At 52.4% G+C, this 17,847-nt stretch carries 15 protein-coding genes and 1 riboswitch; of the genes, 3 read left to right on the forward strand and 12 right to left on the reverse strand.

What is annotated here, in order from left to right; all coding sequences use genetic code 11:
- Positions 1–138: 138 nt before the first annotated feature.
- On the reverse strand, positions 139–780 hold the full coding sequence (locus tag ACG2XO_RS13920) for a protein-L-isoaspartate O-methyltransferase family protein (protein ID WP_410498593.1): 642 nt from the start codon (positions 778–780) through the stop codon (positions 139–141).
- 92 nt (positions 781–872) lie between these two features.
- Positions 873–973, forward strand: a riboswitch (TPP riboswitch).
- A 79-nt stretch (positions 974–1,052) separates the two neighbouring features.
- On the opposite strand from ACG2XO_RS13920, the gene thiC reads away from it, so the two are divergent.
- The gene (thiC, locus tag ACG2XO_RS13925) at positions 1,053–2,969 is read left to right on the forward strand and encodes a phosphomethylpyrimidine synthase ThiC (RefSeq protein WP_410498594.1); all 1,917 of its coding nucleotides are present in this window, start codon (positions 1,053–1,055) and stop codon (positions 2,967–2,969) included.
- Between the two features lie 381 nt (positions 2,970–3,350).
- On the opposite strand, the gene ACG2XO_RS13930 is transcribed toward thiC, so the two are convergent.
- From ACG2XO_RS13930 to napF, 7 genes are all read right to left on the reverse strand, one after another.
- Positions 3,351–4,022: a NapC/NirT family cytochrome c gene (locus ACG2XO_RS13930; RefSeq protein ID WP_410498595.1), complete on the reverse strand. Its 672-nt coding sequence runs from the start codon at positions 4,020–4,022 to the stop codon at positions 3,351–3,353.
- 11 nt (positions 4,023–4,033) lie between these two features.
- A complete protein-coding gene (locus ACG2XO_RS13935; RefSeq protein WP_410498596.1) occupies positions 4,034–4,480 on the reverse strand; it encodes a nitrate reductase cytochrome c-type subunit in 447 nt (148 codons plus the stop codon).
- 29 nt (positions 4,481–4,509) lie between these two features.
- Positions 4,510–5,334 (reverse strand): quinol dehydrogenase ferredoxin subunit NapH, encoded by an 825-nt coding sequence (gene napH, locus ACG2XO_RS13940; RefSeq protein ID WP_410498597.1) that lies wholly within the window; start codon positions 5,332–5,334, stop codon positions 4,510–4,512.
- Positions 5,331–6,092 carry a ferredoxin-type protein NapG gene (napG, locus tag ACG2XO_RS13945; RefSeq protein ID WP_410498598.1) on the reverse strand — a complete coding sequence of 254 codons (762 nt, stop codon included), beginning with the start codon at positions 6,090–6,092 and terminating at the stop codon, positions 5,331–5,333. The genes napH and napG overlap by 4 nt, the downstream gene beginning before the upstream one ends.
- Positions 6,093–6,156: 64 nt before the next feature.
- Positions 6,157–8,688: a nitrate reductase catalytic subunit NapA gene (gene napA, locus ACG2XO_RS13950; RefSeq protein ID WP_410498599.1), complete on the reverse strand. Its 2,532-nt coding sequence runs from the start codon at positions 8,686–8,688 to the stop codon at positions 6,157–6,159.
- Positions 8,689–8,739: 51 nt separating this feature from the next.
- Positions 8,740–8,997: a chaperone NapD gene (locus ACG2XO_RS13955; protein ID WP_410498600.1), complete on the reverse strand. Its 258-nt coding sequence runs from the start codon at positions 8,995–8,997 to the stop codon at positions 8,740–8,742.
- Positions 8,994–9,488: a ferredoxin-type protein NapF gene (gene napF / locus ACG2XO_RS13960; protein WP_410498601.1), complete on the reverse strand. Its 495-nt coding sequence runs from the start codon at positions 9,486–9,488 to the stop codon at positions 8,994–8,996. Before napF ends, ACG2XO_RS13955 begins: the two co-directional genes overlap by 4 nt.
- Before the next feature lie 252 nt (positions 9,489–9,740).
- Here napF and ACG2XO_RS13965 point away from each other — a divergent pair, with 252 nt between their 5' ends.
- Together ACG2XO_RS13965 and narL are read left to right on the forward strand one after the other, a co-directional pair.
- Positions 9,741–11,582: a histidine kinase gene (locus ACG2XO_RS13965; protein ID WP_410498602.1), complete on the forward strand. Its 1,842-nt coding sequence runs from the start codon at positions 9,741–9,743 to the stop codon at positions 11,580–11,582.
- A gap of 94 nt (positions 11,583–11,676) precedes the next feature.
- On the forward strand, positions 11,677–12,330 hold the full coding sequence (gene narL, locus ACG2XO_RS13970) for a two-component system response regulator NarL (protein WP_410498603.1): 654 nt from the start codon (positions 11,677–11,679) through the stop codon (positions 12,328–12,330).
- A gap of 148 nt (positions 12,331–12,478) precedes the next feature.
- On the opposite strand, the gene ACG2XO_RS13975 is transcribed toward narL, so the two are convergent.
- Genes ACG2XO_RS13975 through fabI form a run of 4 tightly spaced genes read right to left on the reverse strand, consistent with a single transcriptional unit; the run spans position 12,479 to position 17,654 of the window.
- Complete coding sequence (locus ACG2XO_RS13975) at positions 12,479–13,666, reverse strand: acetate/propionate family kinase (RefSeq protein ID WP_410498604.1); 1,188 nt, start codon at positions 13,664–13,666, stop codon at positions 12,479–12,481.
- Positions 13,663–14,607, reverse strand: a complete 945-nt coding sequence (locus ACG2XO_RS13980) for a phosphate acetyltransferase (protein WP_410498605.1) — start codon at positions 14,605–14,607, stop codon at positions 13,663–13,665. The genes ACG2XO_RS13975 and ACG2XO_RS13980 overlap by 4 nt, the downstream gene beginning before the upstream one ends.
- Positions 14,608–14,627: 20 nt before the next feature.
- A complete protein-coding gene (locus tag ACG2XO_RS13985) occupies positions 14,628–16,835 on the reverse strand; it encodes a DUF3141 domain-containing protein (RefSeq protein ID WP_410498606.1) in 2,208 nt (735 codons plus the stop codon).
- 36 nt (positions 16,836–16,871) lie between these two features.
- Positions 16,872–17,654: an enoyl-ACP reductase FabI gene (gene fabI / locus ACG2XO_RS13990; protein ID WP_410498607.1), complete on the reverse strand. Its 783-nt coding sequence runs from the start codon at positions 17,652–17,654 to the stop codon at positions 16,872–16,874.
- Positions 17,655–17,847 lie beyond the last annotated feature (193 nt).

Genomic DNA, 17,847 nt, shown 5'->3' on the forward strand with positions numbered 1-17,847 from the left:
ATTGTGAGAGTTTCGAAAACAGGTAACCATAATGAGGCGACGATTGTAACCAATAACCATGCTTACATAATGCTTGTAAGAAAAGAAACCCGCAAGAATGCGGGTTTTATACAAACTGCGATAAAACTGAATCGCAGTTCAAAATGAAAACTGAATAGCGCTCACCTGAGCTCGTGGCAAGTTGTAGTCAAACACCTGTCGTTCAAGATTTGCGCCATTGCCCACCTTCGTCATTACGGTTGCATGCATGATGGGATCTTCACCCAAGATAGTAATCAGGCGGCCACCACTCACCAGTTGCTCGCTTAATTCTTTTGGCATGCTCTCGAATGATGCTGCAGCAATAATGGCGTTAAACGGCCCTTGCTTGCTACTCAAGCCACCACCCACTTCAATGCTAACGTTTTTAATCCCCGCGGCTTTAAGCGCGCCATTGGCAAACTCGGCCTGTTTGGTGTCTGCTTCAATCACAACCACTTGTGCACAAAGGCCAGCAGCCAGTGCGGCCAAGTAAGCGGTTCCCGCGCCGACGATCAAGACTTTATCGGATGTTTTCAAACCGATTTCCTGCAGCAATCGTGCTTCGACTTTCGGAGCAAGCATCAGTTGGCCATTACCCAGCGGCAGCTCAACATCGACAAAAGCCAGTTCTTTTTTATCGGCAGGCACAAAGTCTTCGCGGCGGGTGTTGAGGACGCGGTCAAGAACTTTGGAGTCCAGTACGTTCCATGGGCGGATCTGTTGTTCTACCAGTAAATAACGTGCTTTTTCCCAATCCATGTTTGCGTCACCTCAAGGCTTGGCCGTTCTCGGCCTGTGTTGATCGAATATATCTTGCAATTATCCCACAACTCTTTTAATTTCACATTCATTCATATCGCTAGGGGTTCTGGTGCTGACAAGCACCGGATGAGAAATACCCTTGGAACCTGATCCGGATAATACCGGCGTAGGGAAGCGAGTGCGTTTCATACCCCCACTCCGTCTCCTTACGCTTTTGAAGTTGCAGCATCTCACTGCAATTGCTTGCGTCAATGTCATTGGAGACAAAAATGAACGCCAAAGTAGAATTTCACGCCAACACCGCGGTCGTCGATTCCGCCGCGATCCAGCCTTTACCCAATTCACGCAAAGTTTATGTCCAAGGCTCACGCGCCGACATCCAGGTACCGATGCGTGAAATCAGTCAGGCCGATACGCCCACCATGTTTGGTGGCGAGCAAAATCCACCAATCTACGTCTATGACTGTTCGGGCGCGTACACCGATCCAAACGCAACCATTGACGTGCGCAAGGGCCTGGCTCCGATTCGCGCGGCGTGGATCGCAGAGCGCGACGACACCGAACAACTTAACGGCATGACCAGCGAATATGGCCGCGCACGTGAAGCCGACAAGAGTCTGGACGATCTGCGTTTCGAATTGCAACGCAAGCCACGTAAAGCCAAAGCAGGCCAAAACGTGTCGCAAATGCATTACGCACGCCAAGGCATCATCACGCCAGAAATGGAATATGTGGCGATTCGCGAGAATCTGCAGCGCGAAAAATACACCGAGAGCCTGTTAGCTCTGGGCGAGAAAGGCAAAAAACTCGCTAAAATGATGCTATTCCAGCACCCGGGTCAGAATTACGGCGCGAATATTCCGGAAAAAATCACACCTGAATTCGTTCGCGATGAAATCGCCGCTGGCCGCGCGATTATCCCGAATAACATCAACCACCCGGAATCGGAGCCGATGATTATTGGCCGCAACTTCCTCGTCAAAATCAACGGCAATATCGGCAATTCAGCCGTCACTTCGTCGATCACCGAAGAAGTCGACAAGATGACCTGGGGCATCCGTTGGGGCGCAGACACAATCATGGATTTGTCGACCGGCAAGAACATCCACGAAACGCGCGAATGGATTTTGCGCAATTCACCCGTGCCTATCGGCACCGTGCCGATCTACCAGGCTTTGGAAAAAGTGAACGGTAAGGCTGAAGATCTGACTTGGGAAATTTTCAAAGACACGCTGATCGAGCAAGCCGAGCAAGGCGTTGACTATTTCACCATTCACGCCGGCGTTCTGCTGCGCTACGTGCCGATGACCGCCAATCGCATGACCGGTATCGTGTCACGCGGCGGCTCGATCATGGCCAAATGGTGTCTGGCGCATCACAAAGAAAACTTCTTGTACACGCACTTTGAAGAAATCTGCGAAATCATGAAAGCCTATGACGTCGCCTTCTCGCTCGGCGATGGTCTGCGTCCTGGTTCGGTGTGGGATGCGAATGACGAAGCGCAATTGGGCGAATTGAAAACGCTGGGCGAATTGACCCAAATCGCGTGGAAACACGATGTACAAGTGATGATCGAAGGCCCTGGCCACGTGCCGATGCAATTGATCAAAGAAAATATGGATAAAGAGCTGGAATGGTGCCACGAAGCGCCGTTCTATACGCTTGGGCCATTGACGACCGACATTGCCCCTGGTTACGACCACATCACTTCGGCGATTGGCGCGGCGCAAATTGGTTGGTACGGCACTGCGATGCTGTGTTATGTCACACCGAAAGAGCATCTGGGCTTGCCGAACAAAGCCGATGTCAAAGAAGGCATTATCACGTATAAATTAGCCGCCCACGCCGCCGACTTGGCCAAAGGTCATCCGGGCGCGCAGATTCGTGACAACGCTTTGTCAAAAGCGCGTTTTGAATTCCGCTGGGAAGACCAATTCAATATCGGCCTCGATCCTGACCGTGCACGCGAATTCCACGACGAAACCCTGCCGAAAGACAGCGCCAAAGTCGCGCATTTCTGCTCGATGTGCGGCCCGCACTTCTGCTCGATGAAAATCACGCAGGATGTGCGCGAATTTGCCGAACAGCAAGGGATAGCCGCGGACGAAGCGGCTTTAGCCAAAGGCATGGAAACCAAGTCGATTGAGTTTATCAAAGGCGGCGCGAAGCTGTACGACAAGGCCTAAGCATTTGATCAAGCCCTGGGTATTTGCTCCGGGCTTATCAGTACAGACTTGGATATATAAAAAATTCTGATTATGTCTTTTCTTTAGAAACCCATTAAAAATATGGCATTTGTAGGAGCGGGTTTGCCCGCGAAGGTGCTTCAAAATAAGTACCTCTTCGCGGGCAAGCTCGCTCCTACAATATCTTTCCAAAATAGAGATATCATCAGATAAAAAAACAGACCCGGCTGGGTCTATTTTTATATATGGGTATATGACCGCAGGACAAACAAGAACTAGGCTGCGGCAATATACCCATCAAAAAAAGTATCAATACAAGCTGATATGCTGAATCCAGCAAGCCAAGTGGGTCGGCAGCAGTTCAGCCACCGACCTTACTTATTATTCAATCCCAGCCATATCCTCTTCAACAAACGATGCTGTGCTGGCGTTATTGCGTGCCGGATGCATCACACTTGAAGCCACGCCGCTGCCAGCTTTAATACCCACACTCTGCGACACATTAGGTAGGTGGTGCGCAATGCCCTTATGACAATCAATACACGTCATCCCTGAACTCAGACCACTCTGATGGGCGTTTGCCGAGCGACGGTTTTGTTCCATGTAATCAAAATACTCGTAGTTGTGGCAATTGCGACAGGCTTTGGAATCATTCGCTTTCATCCTGTCCCATTCATGCTGCGCCAGCTCGATCCGTTTTTCGAGGAATTTCTCGCGGGTATTGATCGTTCCAGTCAGCTTGCCCCAGACCTCTTTTGATGCCTGGATCTTGCGGATCATTTTCGGCCCCCATTCATGTGGGACATGACAATCCGGACACGTTGCCCTTACACCGGAGCGATTGGTGTAATGCACCGTTTCCTGATACTCGGGAAACACATTGTCGGCCATTTCGTGGCAGCTCAGGCAAAACTTCTCGGTATTGGTCATTTCCAGCGCAGTATTAAAGCCACCCCAAAAAATGATACCCAGCACAAACATGCCGACCAGCCCCCAGAAACCCAAGCGTACCGCTCGGATCTTTTCCCACTTCGCTTTTATCCAGTTCAACATGGCGCGTATCCTTATTTGACCAGACCGGCAGCAGGTTTGAAATTATTTCCCACTAATGGTTTGGCGTCCGTTTGCGGTACATGGCATTGAACACAGAAATAACGGCGTGGCGAAATATTGCTCAGCTCTTTACCTTCACGGGTTTTAAAGTGAGTCACTGAGACGCGCACTGCGCCAGTTTCGGCGGCTCTATCCCAGCTATGGCAATCGAGACATTTATTGAACTCCTTGGTGATCAGATAGCCCTTGGTCGTATGCGGAATCAACGGGGGTTGTTGTACATATTGACGTTGTTGTGTGGCCTTATCGCGTTCATAGCGATAATTTTCTGATGGTACATCACCTTTGACGGCCTCTGCGCCGCGCAGCGACTTCAGCTCCTCGGCGGCGACACTGGAACTTGTAGCGCTCAGGCCCAAAGCCAGAAACAAACCAAGAATACAGGCCAACTTTTTCATTTTCCTCTCCTCTGAAATCATTCCGAAAATCAATCAATACGCTGATTAAAACGATGGTTAAATTTAAAAACTTGCTGATCGCACACATCGATGCAACGACCACAATTGCTACATTCGCCCGCAACAATCACCGGCGTTCCCTTACCTTTTAAAGCCGGGCGGATTACTTGCGGCTCCGGGCAAACCTTGAAACAGTCCATGCAGTCATCACAAGCGGCACGTTTTGTTGCACTCACTTTCAGCAGCGAAAACCGACCGACCAAGGCATAAAACGCCCCCACCGGACACCAGTGCCCGCACCAGCCACGATTAACAATCAGCAGATCATAAGCAAACAAACCCAACATCATCAGCCAGCTCAAGCCCATCCCGAACAGCAGTCCGCGCTGAATGCCGGTCACCGGATTAACCCATTCCCAGATCACGGTATGCGTCAATGCCGTCAACAACATCACCATCGCCAGCAGCCAGTAACGGCTATTGCGATGCGCCTGCTGCGCGCCTTTCAGATTGAGCTTGCCACGGCACCAGTGCGCCAGATCGGTGATCAGATTGACCGGACACACCCAGCTACAAAATACCCGGCCACCGAGCAGCAAGTAAAACGCCAGCACAATCGCCGCACCAATCATCGCCTGCTGTTGTGGACGATGCCCTGCCAGCGTACTTTGCAGCAGCACCATCGGATCAGTCAGCGGCAAAAAACCAAAACTCAGGCTGGATGCCAGCGTACCTTTTACCCACCAGACTCCGGCTACTGGCCCAAGCAGAAACAGTGTCAGAATTGCAAACTGGCTGATTCTGCGGGCAATCAGCCAGCGGTTTTTGATAAATAATGTCGGCAACAGGCTCATGGCTGAGTACCCTCCTGCGCTTGCGAATCCGGCATATTGGCTTCAATTGCCGGCGTATCGCCGAGCAAAGAACCACCCGCCTTGGCTTTTTCTTCCCAGCCCTTGCGGTAATGCTTGGCCGCTTGCCCTTTGGCCAGTGCTAATGGAAAAACACGGATCGCCGCTTCGGGCAGTACACAGGATTTTTCACACTTGCCACAGCCAGTGCAGTAATCCGAATGCACCGTCGGCAACAGCATTGCATGCCGATCCGAGCGCGGGTTATGGACTTTCTCCAGCGTAATGGCCTGATCAATCACCGGGCAGACGCGATAACAGACATCGCAACGCAAACCCAGAAAATTGAGACAGGTTTCATGATCGTGCAGTACCGCCACGCCCATTCTGGCCTTGTTAATTTCCTGCAAGGCCGGATCAAGCGCACCAGTAGGGCAAGCCTTGACACAGGGAATGTCTTCGCACATTTCGCACGGCACATCACGCGCAGCGAAATAAGGCGTTCCCCAGCCAATGCCCTGCCCCAGACTGGCTAGCTTCAACGTGTCATACGGGCAATCGCGCACGCATAAACCGCAACGCACACAGGCTTGTTGAAAATCTGATTCGTTCAATGCACCGGGCGGACGCAAAGCCTGAGCTGGCAGAGCTTGCGCCTGCTGGCTGGCCAGGACAGTGAGCCCGCTGCCAACAAGCAAAGCACCGCCGCATGCGGCGGCACTGTCTTTGAAAAATTGGCGGCGATTGATCGGGGCTTTCATCTCAAAGGGGTAATGCCATACAACGCTTATTTTAAATAAGCCTCAGAGCAATACCCACCTCCCATTAGACTTTAGTGACCTTAACTGCACATTTTTTGAAGTCCGTCTGTTTGGAAATCGGGCACGTTGCATCGAGTGTCAATTTATTCACCAAACGACCTTCATCAAAGAACGGAATAAAAATCAGCCCTTTAGGCGGTTTATTACGACCCCGAGTCTCAAGACGTGCAGTGATTTCACCGCGACGCGATTTGACTTTCACCAGCATGCCGCGCTGCAATCCGCGCTCTTTGGCGGCATCCGGGTGCATAAACACCATCGCTTCCGGCACCGCTTTATGCAGCTCGGGAACACGGCGCGTCATTGTTCCGGTATGCCAGTGCTCCAGCACGCGGCCGGTACACAGCCACATGTCATATTCTTTATCCGGCACTTCAGGGGCAGGCTGATACGGCAAGGCAAAAATATTGGCTTTACCGTCTTTGTTACCGTAGAAACGCACGCCTTCGCCTTTTTTGACGTAGGTATCGTAACCTTCGCGGTAACGCCATTTGGTTTCCTTGCCATTCACCACGGGCCAGCGCAAGCCACGAACTTGGTGGTACATATCGTACGGCGCCAGATCATGGCCGTGGCCGCGACCGAATTCGGCATATTCTTCAAACAGACCTTTCTGGATATAGAAACCAAAAGCCTTGGCTTCGAGATTTTCAAAACCTTTTTGCAGCTGGTCATTTTTGAACTTGTTAACTTTGCCGTTGGCGTACAGCACGTCAAACAGCGTTTTGCCTTTGTAAGCAGGCTTTTTGGCGATCAGATCGGCTGGCCAGACTTCATCCACTTTGAAGCGTTTGGCAAATTCAACCAGCTGCCACAAGTCCGACTTGGCTTCGCCCGGCGCATTCACCTGTTGACGCCATACCTGGGTGCGACGCTCGGCATTGCCAAAGCCACCTTCTTTTTCTACCCACATGGCAGTCGGTAAAACCAGATCCGCAGCCAAAGTCGACACGGTTGGGTACGGATCGGAAACGACGACAAACACATCAGGGCGACGCCAGCCAGCGTACAGTTCCTGATTGATATTCGGCCCGGCCTGCATATTGTTATTAGCCATCTGCCAGTAGACTTTAACCTTGCCATCCTTGATCGCGCGCGCCATTGCCACCGCGTGCAGACCAATTTTGTCCGGAATCGTGCCGTCCGGCAGTTGCCAAATTTCTTCGGCATGGTGGCGATGCTCTGGATTGGTCACGACCATATCGGCTGGCAAACGATGCGCAAACGTACCCACTTCACGAGCCGTACCGCAAGCCGATGGCTGACCGGTCAGCGAGAACGGGCTATTGCCAGGCTCGGCGATTTTGCCGACCAGCAAGTGGATGTTGTAAATCATATTGTTCGCCCAGGTACCACGGGTGTGCTGGTTAAAGCCCATGGTCCAGAACGACGTTACTTTCACTTTCGGATCAGCATACAGCTCGGCGATTTTGGTCAGTTTTTCAACCGAAACACCGGAAAGTTTGCTGACTTTCTCTGCCGTGTATTCGGATACATATTTGGCAAATTCGTCAAAAGAAATCGGCTTGGCTTCGGTTGGCATCGTTTTCGGTTTGCCATCTTTACCCGGATAGCCATTGGCTTTGGCGTTGGCTTCAAGCGGATTATTCGGGCGCAGGCCATAACCGATGTCGGTTTCACCCAGTTTGAAGTTGACGTGTTTTTTGACAAAGTCTTTGTTAACCCGACCGGTGCTGATGATGTGATGACAAATGAAATTCATCATCGCCAGATCGGTTTGCGGCGTGAAGATCGCACCGATATCGGCCAGCTCGAACGAACGATGTTCGAACGTCGACAGAACGGCCACTTTGACATGCTTGTTCGACAAAGTCCGGTCGGTAATGCGGCTCCACAGAATCGGGTGCATTTCGGCCATATTCGAGCCCCACAGCACAAATGCATCAGCCGCCTCGATATCGTCGTAGCAGCCCATAGGCTCGTCCATACCGAAAGTGCGCATAAAGCCGGTCACGGCAGAGGCCATGCAATGGCGCGCATTCGGGTCGAGATTATTGCTACGGAAACCTGCTTTCATCAGTTTGCTGGCCGCATAACCTTCGTGGATCGTCCACTGGCCTGAACCAAACATCGCAATCGAAGTTGGACCAGACGTTTTCAGCGCGTCTTTCCACTTTTGCTCCATGATGCCAAAAGCTTCATCCCAACTCACCGGGGTAAATTCGCCATTTTTATCGTATTTGCCGTTTTTCTTGCGCAGCAAAGGCTGCGTCAGCCGGTCTTCACCGTACATGATTTTGGACAGGAAATAACCCTTGATGCAGTTCAGGCCACGATTGACCGGTGCATCAGGATCTCCCTGCGTCGCAACGACGCGGCCATTTTGTGTCCCCACCAACACCGCACAGCCTGTACCGCAGAATCGGCATGGGGCTTTATCCCAACGAACATTGCCATCATTGGCCTGCGGGCTGGTTTTGACAGCTGGCGCGGCCTCGGCCAACGGAATCCCGACACTGGCGGCAGCAGCGCTCACTGCTGTGGCCTTGATAAACTCACGACGATCAAAACTCATTGGCCTACCCTCCTCAAACTGCTTTTCAAATTGGCTATACGGTGTAATTAATTATTCCTGCTGGCTCGGAGCAACTGCGAGTTCGTCATCGCAATACTCATAAGCCAGCGTGGTTGAAACAATCCCTTCAAATGACTGGATCGCCGTCAGTGCCTCGCTGGTGCGATATCCGGGCACATCTTCAACGGTGACAATCAAGCGTCCTTCGTGTTCTTGATGCAACTCCACACCCGGAATGGTGAGCAACTGCTCTTTCACCCTATCCATTTTTCCGGGCAAGGCACGTACGACAAGGCTGTACATATTCATTGCGGATTTCCTGTTTGAATCATTTTGATAGCACTGGAAGGACACGGCGCAATACAAGCACCACAGCCGGTGCAAAGATCCAGCGCCAACTGGGGCTGAGCCACCTTGCCTGCTTGCAATTGAAAGCGGATAGCACCTGGAGTGCAGCTCTCGCCGCACACCCGGCATTCGATACCGGATTGGGCAAGGCAGGACGAGTCAATACGGGCATGAATGGCCCAGGTCGGCGCGGTGGAATTCAAGGCCTTTGGCTGACAGCTATCACGGCATTCGCCACAAAAAGTGCATTCACCACGGGCAAAATCAACTTCGGGAAAACCACCGCTCCCGCTCACAATAATCTGGGCAGGGCAAGCGGACAGGCATTCGCCACAACGCGTACACTGATCGGTAAACTGGGCAACGGCCCAGGGAGGGCGAAAAACCTCGACGGCCTGAGCGGGCGGCTTGCGGCCAAACAGGAGATTGCGGCGGGACAAATCGACAGGCATTGTTTACTCTCTTGGTTGCCTGAAGGTTAGACTTCAGACACTGCACAAACAATTACCCCTAAGGGGTAGAGGGGTATAGCTACCCATAATGAGGTATATAGTGAGATCCATAAGGGCAGGAAAATAGCCCTTCTCTTTACCTCATCCAGATCATTCGCGCTGGCGACCCACATGAGGTCGGGCAAATTCATGCTGGAGAAACAAGTGTCCATCTCAATTCCGCTTTTGAAACGTGCGACACGATTTGCCCATATGTCTATCGTTATAAGACTATCGCTGGCACTTTTGTTACTGATTTTGCCCAGTGTGTTAAGTTTGCTGCTCAGCGGCTGGATTACCGGCCTGTCAGCCGGCGGCGGCGAAGCAATCAATATGGCCGGCTCCTTGCGCAAGCAATCGTACCTGATTGCCGCAACGGCACTCTCGCCTGCCGATCCGATTCCCGGTGGACAACCCAATTTAAGCGAAGTTGTTGTCGAATTCGAACGTCGTCTCTATCATCCCAGCATCCAAAATGCACTGCCCGATGCTGCGCAAGACCCGATCCGGGTTCAGTTCAATGCACTGGAAAGTCGCTGGCGCAATGAAATCCGCCCCAGCCTGGAGCGCGACGATTCGCTGTACGCCAGTATCCTGCTCCCCAGTACGCATCAATATGTGAGCGAAATCGACCTGTTTGTTGATGCCCTAGAAAAAGCCCATGAAACACGACTGAAATCGCTTGCCCGGTTACAATGGATTTCGCTGCTGATCGTATTTGGGGTATTTGCCTGGACATTAATCTGGGTATATCGCCAAGTCACATACCCCCTTAGCAAAATGGCTGAAGTTGCCAATCAGGTCGAAGCCGGACACTATGCTGCACGAATAGACACCCAAGCCAGCGGCGAAATCGGCACACTGAAAACAGCGCTGAACCGCATGCTCAATGAACTCGAAACCAGCTACAGCCAGCTTGAATTGCGCGTTGCCGAAAAAACGGCTGCACTGGAACAAAATCAGACTGCGCTGCAACTGCGTTATCAGGTCAAAGCCCTGCTCGCCGATAACGAACCGGATCAAGCCATTTTCGATGCGGTATTAAAAGTCTTGGGCGAATCCATTCCGTTTAGAAATGCCGCAATCTGTCTGACCGACATCAACCCCAAGCAGCAACATATCCCGGTCAAAAGTGCTTTCAAACTGGCCAATAATCAGCAGCAAGGCATCCGGCTGGGCTGTCTGGAACAAGACTGTGCTGCTTGCATCGAGCACACTCCGCCCGCACTGGACAGCAAGGAGCTGGTTTTTCCACTGCTCGAAGGTGGCATCACTTACGGCATTATGCCGATCACGCTGCAGGACGGCATCAAACTGGCTCCCTGGCAGATGCAGGTACTCGAAGACGTCAGCCACAATCTGGGTACCGCGCTGGCCGGATCCCATCGCAAGCAATCACTGCACCGTCTGGCGCTGTTTGAAGAACGCTCGGTCATCGCCCGTGAATTGCACGATTCGCTGGCGCAAGCATTGTCCTATCTGAAAATCCAGGTGGTCCGGCTGCAAAACCAGATCGGCGAACAACCTGAACAGGCACAAGCCACGTTGCAGGAATTGCGCGAGGGCTTGAATGCGGCCTATCGCCAGCTGCGCGAACTGCTCACGACCTTCCGGCTGCAAATCAACCAAGGCGGGCTCAACGCTGCATTGACGGCCACCGTCAAGGAGTTTGCCGAACGCACCGGTCTTGAAATTGCACTGGACAATCATCTGCTTGGTGTCGAGCTGGCGGCAGAAGAAGAAATTCATGTATTGCAAATCGTTCGCGAAGCATTGGCCAACGTGCATCATCACGCGCATGCACGTAGTGCCCAGATCCATCTGGCATGGATAGGCAATGAAATTGTCGTGCAGATCAATGACGATGGTGTTGGCATCGGCAAAGCACCTGAACGGGCGCAACACTATGGCCTGTCCATCATGCGTGATCGTGCGCGCAGCCTCGGTGGAATCATTTCGATTCAGGCCAACCAGCCCAGCGGAACGCAAATCATTCTGCAATTTATCCCGAGTACACCGTTCTCGAATCAGGAATCAGCACAACGAGCAAAATAGATACCCAGCCATGTATAGCCACACAGCCATTTACGAGCAATAGCTGCAGCAAGATACCCAATAAATTGATTTGATTAATACCAGGAAACCTGCAATGAATACCGATCTTTACCGCATTGTTGTCATCGACGATCACCCTTTGTTTCGCAAAGGCGTGGTGCAACTACTCGGACTTAACCCGCAATTTGTTGTCGTTGGTGAAGCCGCTGGCGGTATCGAAGGCATTAAAGTCGTCGCCGAGCTGCAACCGGATCTGGTCATTCTTGATCTGAATATGAAAGATATGGATGGCATCGCGACGCTCAAGGAAATCAAGCAACTCGATCTCGATAGCAAAGTCGTCATGCTCACGGTATCGGATGAAAGCCGCGATCTGGTCAGTGCGGTGCGCGCTGGCGCGGATGGTTATCTGCTCAAGGATATGGAACCGGAAGAAATCATTGTGCGGCTGGGAGAAGCGCTCGATGGCCAGATGGCGATTCCCGAACGGCTAGGTCGCGCACTGGCAATGGCGATGCGCGAAGACGACACCACCGATCGCAAACAGCAAATGACCCACCTGACCGAGCGCGAGCAGGAAATCCTGCAATGTCTCGCACAAGGCTTATCGAACAAACTCGTCGGCCGCCAGCTCGGCATTGCCGAAGGCACGGTCAAAGTTCACGTCAAAAGCCTGCTGCGCAAACTGAACTTCCGCTCACGCCTTGAAGCGGCGGTCTGGGCGGTAGAAAACGGGATTAAATATTAGGCTCTGGATAATTCGAATTTCATCATTCCGGCGAACGCCGGAATCCAGCAGAAACAACAACCCCGGCTTTTGCCTGCAGGTACACAGGATGCGCCGGGGTGAGGAATAAATCAGCAGGTTCTTAAGCTTCCACTGCGCAGGCAGAGTACTACCTGACGCGCCGCAAAATAGCCTGGGTATGCCGTGCGATCATCAATTCTTCATTGGTCGGAATCACCCAGACCGGAACGCGACTTGTCTCGGCGCTGATCCGCTGAGCATTCGCCGCATTGGCGGGCAAATCGATTTCAACCCCCAGCCACGCTGCGGCCCGGCAAACTTTCTCGCGAATTGCGACTGCGTGTTCACCGATGCCGGCAGTAAAGACAAGCGCATCAAGTCCACCCATTGCGGCAGCGAGTGAGCCCAGCTCACGGCCAATGCGATAGGCAAATAATTCAACCGCAAATTTCGCCCGAGGATCGTCAGAATCGAGCAGCTTGCGCATATCGCTCGAAATACCCGAAACACCCAGCAGCCCGGATTGCTGATAAAGCAGCTTTTCAATCGCGCGGGTATCCATTTTCAACTCGTCCATCAGGTACAGCACCACGCCGGGATCCAGATTACCACTGCGTGTTCCCATCGGCAGACCATCAACGGCGGTAAAGCCCATCGTGCTGGCAACGCTGCGCCCGTCCTGTATCGCGCACATACTGGCACCGTTCCCCAGATGCAAGACCACCGTTCGCCCACGCGCCGCGTGCATATCGTAAACCGGTAACACCGAAGCAATATATTCGTAAGAAAGTCCGTGAAAGCCGTAGCGTCGTACGCCGCGCTCAGTAATCTCGGCAGGCAGGGCATAAGTTTGTGCCAAGGCGGACTGAGTGCAATGAAATGCAGTATCAAAGCAGGCGACCTGAAGCAATTTGGCTTGCTTCTCAAGCAGGATCTGGATCGGTTTCAGATTATGTGGCTGGTGCAATGGTGCTAGCGGAATCAGTCGCTCCAGATTGCTGACGATTTCAGTCGTAATCTGCACAGGCGCGGCATAGTCGATACCGCCATGCACGACACGATGACCGACTGCAACGAGTTGGTGCTCGCCCAGCTGTTCACGCAAAAAGCCAGCCAGATAAAGAATGCCACCGTCGTGTCCAAGCGGCTCACCGGGCTCCCATTGTTGTTCGGCAACAAGATCACCAGCCACATTTTTGGCTTTAAATTTCGGCGCAGTGTAAAGGCCTTCGAGTTGCCCGCTTAGCAATAATGCAAGCGTCTTTTCTGCTTCGAGAAATACCGAAAATTTGATGCTGGACGAACCCGCATTAAGCACCAGAATCGCATTGCTCATAGTGTCACCGCCTTGCTGGCATCAACTCGTCGTGCTTCGGCGACCAGCGCGGCAACCGCACAAGACGCCAGCCGGGTCATTACCGAGTCAGCACGACTGGTCAGGATAATCGGCACCCGTGCGCCCAACACGATACCGGCCGCATCAGCGTGCGCCATAAAAGTCAGGCTTTTGGCCAGCATATTGCCAGCCTCAAGATCGGGAGCGACCAGAATATCGGCCATCCCGGCTACGGGTGAGTCGATCTTTTTAATTTTGGCTGCCTGCAAATTGATCGCATTATCGAGCGCCAGCGGGCCATCGAGAATACCGCCGGTAATCTGTTTGCGGTCAGCCATTTTGCACAGTGCAGCAGCTTCAATCGTCGACAAGATATCCGGATTGATGGTTTCCATGGCCGATAAAATCGCTACCTTGGGGGTGCCAAACCCCAGTGCATGCGCCAGATCAATCGCGTTCTGGACGATGTGAACCTTGTCTTTCAAGCTCGGCGCGATATTGATTGCGGCATCGGTGATGATGATCGCCCGATCCAGACTGGGTACATCCATGACAAAAGCATGGCTGATGCGATGAGCCGTGCGCAGACCGTTGGTGCTATTGACCACAGCACTCATCAACTCATCAGTATGCAAGCTGCCTTTCATCAGCATGTGTGCTTTGCCTTCGCGAGCGAGTTTGACTGCCGCTTCGGCCGAAGCCTGACTGTGCGGCGCATCGACCAGCTCATAGCGTGAAATATCGAGCTGAAACTGTGCCGCAATGGCCTCTATTTTGGCGCGTGGGCCAACCAAAATCGGCTGTAAAACGCCCATTTCCGCGGCCTCGACAACACCTCTGAGCGAGCTTTCGTCACAAGGATGAGCCACTGCGGTCGGAACCGGAGCCAGTGCCTTGCAACGAGCGATCAACTGTTCGTATTTCTCGTGTTTGCGTTCCATAACATTCCTCGCGCAGCAAGTCAGGCTGCAGCAAATAATTGTTCAATTTTCGCTAAGCGCGCTGTGCGCTCCCCGTTCAATTCGCCTGCTGCCTGCGCAATGCGCCGGATAATCGCGAGCATTTTGCTGCGCAGATCAGCATCTGCAGGCAGCATTTTGGGAATCACCGCGAGCGCACCATCGCAGTCCAGCAGCAATGAGAAATACTGTTCACGCACCGTTTGCTTGAACTGAGTCAAAGTCAAACCATTATGTTCAGCACGAATCTGGCGTAACTCGTTAAACGTCCTTTCATCCGCGCCGGGCCCGGCCATGCCGATATACAGCAGTGAGCGAATCAATGCCTCGCGTGCACCGCCCTTGCTGATGCCTGATTTGAGTTCAGCAATACGCTGCTTAATCAGCGCAGCACGCTCGGCATCGATCTGTGGAATTTTCCGCAATGCTTCGTCTGATTGGTTCAGGCCAAACATAGCCTGCAGCACGGGTGAGCTATAAATCGTCAGAAAAATGACTTCCATACTGCTATCGCGCAAATCACGATAGGTATCGAGCGCAGTCATAATGGCATCCGACATCATTCCCTGCCATTTGAGCAGCGGATTATCGGGCGAAACCGGCTGACGCTGCTGCCGAACCTGCTCAGCCAATTGAGCCAACGGCCCCATCCAGGGATTACGATTGGAAAACAGCTGAAAAGCCAAATCGGGCGCACCAAGCTGTTTAAGCCATTGTGCGTTCTGATCATTAATTGATGCCCGGACAAGCGGCTGGAGCAAGCTGCGATACAAGCCAAGATTGATTTCCGACACGCGTTGCACCGCAGCAAAACGACGCTCGTTCTCTGGGTCGGGCTGAACGATAGCGCGAACGTCCTCCAAAGAGCGGGGTTCAAAACGAACAATCCAGTCACCATCGACCAGCTCCGGATTGGCCGAATCGGCGGTCTTTGGTGTCAATACCGCCTCATACAGCCCCGGTGGTAAAACATCAATCAGATCAATATTGCTGGCAAATTCCTGATGCTCTTTCTTGGCGACCCCACCTGAAACAAAAATGCCCAGGTGCCCGACACTGTCGTGGACGGCATAAATGATGGTCTGGCCACAGGCGCGAACGTCGTCGTCTGTGGCATAAAGATCGGTAATCCAGCCCAAAGCCTGCTGGGGCGGGGTGATATTGTCACCTTTGGAGCAAAAACAGATGATCGGTGAGCGGATATTACGCAGATTGATATGCTCGCCAGCGCTGGTGACAATTTTGCCAGTTGAAAGGCGGTTACCAATAAAGAGCTGATCAACAATCCACTGAATTTCTTCGCCGTTCAGATTGACGTGACCACCCCACCATTTCTCGAATTCAAGAAAACGCTCTCCCCCCTTGTCGACATTCGACCAGATGTCATAGCTTTTTCCCCACAGGGTATTGGCTGGATTGAGATTCTCGAAATTGTCGACCAGATGGGCACCATCAAATTTGCCATTCCCCAGATCACTGGTCAAAGCCGTGATCCAGCTGCCGCCCGCCAGGCCTCCGGTGTAACGCATCGGATTTTCACCCGTCACGCCGGCCCAGTAAGACAGCGGAGAGCCCGGAACAATCACAGGCCCACACAATTCGGGACGGGTCGCCGCCAGCATCATGACGGCCCAACCGGCCTGGCAGTTGCCGATAATGCAGGGTTTTCCATCGGACTCGGGATGCAATGCAATCACTTTCTCAAGAAAGATCGCCTCCGCATGCATGATGTCTTCGATGGTTTGTCCCGGCATAGGCTCAGGGGTAAATCCGACAAAATAACAAGGATGCCCTGCTGCCATCGCCACACCCAGCTCGCTATCCGCCTTGAAACCGCCGATCCCCGGTCCATGACCGGCACGCGGATCAACGACAACAAATGGCCGCAAATACGGATCACTGACCAACCCTTTCGGCGGCTTGATTCGCACCAGCAGATAATTCACCGGACGCTCAAAAGTACGGGCATCAAGGACCAATTCGGTATCAAATTTTAATACGTGAGGAATGGCCTTTTCTTTTTGTTCGTAATATTGCTCGCTGCGCTGTCGCAGCAAATCCCAGTACAAAATGGTTCGCTGCATCACATCGACCACATACTCACTTTGCACAGACCATGCCTGCTGCAGATTATCCGGCCACAGCGCTGCGGCAGTTTTCATAGGCGGCTGAACAACTCGACTTGCATTCTTGCTGGATGTTTTGGACATCGTTGATTCTCCAAAGCTTAGATCACGCGGATAAACTCACGCCATGATATTGACGCCACCATCGACGTAGATCGTTTCACCAGTCAAACGGCGTGCATAAGGGGTAGCCAGGTAGGCGCAGGTATAACCAACATCCAGAATATCGACCAGTTCGCCCAGCGGCGCGCGCTCTGCGGCTTCATTGAGCAGCAAATCAAAGTCCTTCAAACCTGAAGCTGCACGGGTTTTGAGCGGGCCGGGCGAAATCGAATGGACGCGAATTCCCTGGGAACCCAGTTCATACGCCAGATAACGGCACGATGCTTCAAGAGCAGCCTTCACCGGTCCCATGACGTTATAGTTGGGAACGACTTTACAAGCGCCGTGATAAGTCATCGCAAAGATTGTTCCGCCATCTTTCATCAGCGGCGCAGCCAGTTTGGTCATGCGGATCAGTGAATGAACTGAAATATCCATCGCCATCGCAAAGCCATCGGCCGAACAATTGAGCAAACCGTCCTTGATATCGTCTTTTTTTGCCGATGCAATCGAATGAACCAGGATATCAATCTTGCCCCATTCTTTTTCAATTCGCTCAAACAAAGCCTCAAGTTCACCAGGCTGGGATACGTCCAGCGGCGCAAAAATTGCCGCATCCAGCGCCTTTGCCAGAGGTTCTACATGCGGTTTGGCTTTTTCATTCAGATAAGTAATGGCAAGGTCAGCGCCAACAGCGCGAAAAGCCTGGGCGCAGCCATAGGCAATTGAATCTTCGTTGGCAATACCGACAACAAGTGCTTTGTAACCGGAAAGGATGGGGGCAGGATTTTCAATGAACATTGTTCGCTTCCTTTGGCTGAATATGAGTCAAGCAAGTAACTGGACGAGCGCTTTGGCCTGAGGCCAACCCGTCACGCAAAGCTCAAAGCCGCAGACAGACAACGAACAAGGCCAAGCAACGATGCGCGGGGTGTTTGGTTCGGAACTTGATGAAAGGTTCCTTTCTAAGACCCAATGCTCGCTGTAAACATCG

This window comes from Chitinibacter sp. S2-10 (genome assembly GCF_046530675.1).
Taxonomy (GTDB): Bacteria; Pseudomonadota; Gammaproteobacteria; order Burkholderiales; family Chitinibacteraceae; genus Chitinibacter.

Bases quoted from the DNA above. Each gene is read 5' to 3' on its own strand.
- ACG2XO_RS13930 (WP_410498595.1), bottom strand. From the start codon at position 4,022: ATGTTGAACTGGATAAAAGCGAAGTGGGAAAAGATCCGAGCGGTACGC.
- napG (WP_410498598.1), bottom strand. From the start codon at position 6,092: ATGAAAGCCCCGATCAATCGCCGCCAATTTTTCAAAGACAGTGCCGCC.
- ACG2XO_RS13955 (WP_410498600.1), bottom strand. From the start codon at position 8,997: ATGAATATGTACAGCCTTGTCGTACGTGCCTTGCCCGGAAAAATGGAT.
- ACG2XO_RS13975 (WP_410498604.1), bottom strand. From the start codon at position 13,666: ATGAGCAATGCGATTCTGGTGCTTAATGCGGGTTCGTCCAGCATCAAA.
- napA (WP_410498599.1), bottom strand. From the start codon at position 8,688: ATGAGTTTTGATCGTCGTGAGTTTATCAAGGCCACAGCAGTGAGCGCT.
- ACG2XO_RS13935 (WP_410498596.1), bottom strand. From the start codon at position 4,480: ATGAAAAAGTTGGCCTGTATTCTTGGTTTGTTTCTGGCTTTGGGCCTG.
- fabI (WP_410498607.1), bottom strand. From the start codon at position 17,654: ATGTTCATTGAAAATCCTGCCCCCATCCTTTCCGGTTACAAAGCACTT.
- ACG2XO_RS13965 (WP_410498602.1), top strand. From the start codon at position 9,741: ATGTCTATCGTTATAAGACTATCGCTGGCACTTTTGTTACTGATTTTG.
- napH (WP_410498597.1), bottom strand. From the start codon at position 5,334: ATGAGCCTGTTGCCGACATTATTTATCAAAAACCGCTGGCTGATTGCC.
- ACG2XO_RS13920 (WP_410498593.1), bottom strand. From the start codon at position 780: ATGGATTGGGAAAAAGCACGTTATTTACTGGTAGAACAACAGATCCGC.
- thiC (WP_410498594.1), top strand. From the start codon at position 1,053: ATGAACGCCAAAGTAGAATTTCACGCCAACACCGCGGTCGTCGATTCC.
- ACG2XO_RS13980 (WP_410498605.1), bottom strand. From the start codon at position 14,607: ATGGAACGCAAACACGAGAAATACGAACAGTTGATCGCTCGTTGCAAG.
- napF (WP_410498601.1), bottom strand. From the start codon at position 9,488: ATGCCTGTCGATTTGTCCCGCCGCAATCTCCTGTTTGGCCGCAAGCCG.
- ACG2XO_RS13985 (WP_410498606.1), bottom strand. From the start codon at position 16,835: ATGTCCAAAACATCCAGCAAGAATGCAAGTCGAGTTGTTCAGCCGCCT.
- narL (WP_410498603.1), top strand. From the start codon at position 11,677: ATGAATACCGATCTTTACCGCATTGTTGTCATCGACGATCACCCTTTG.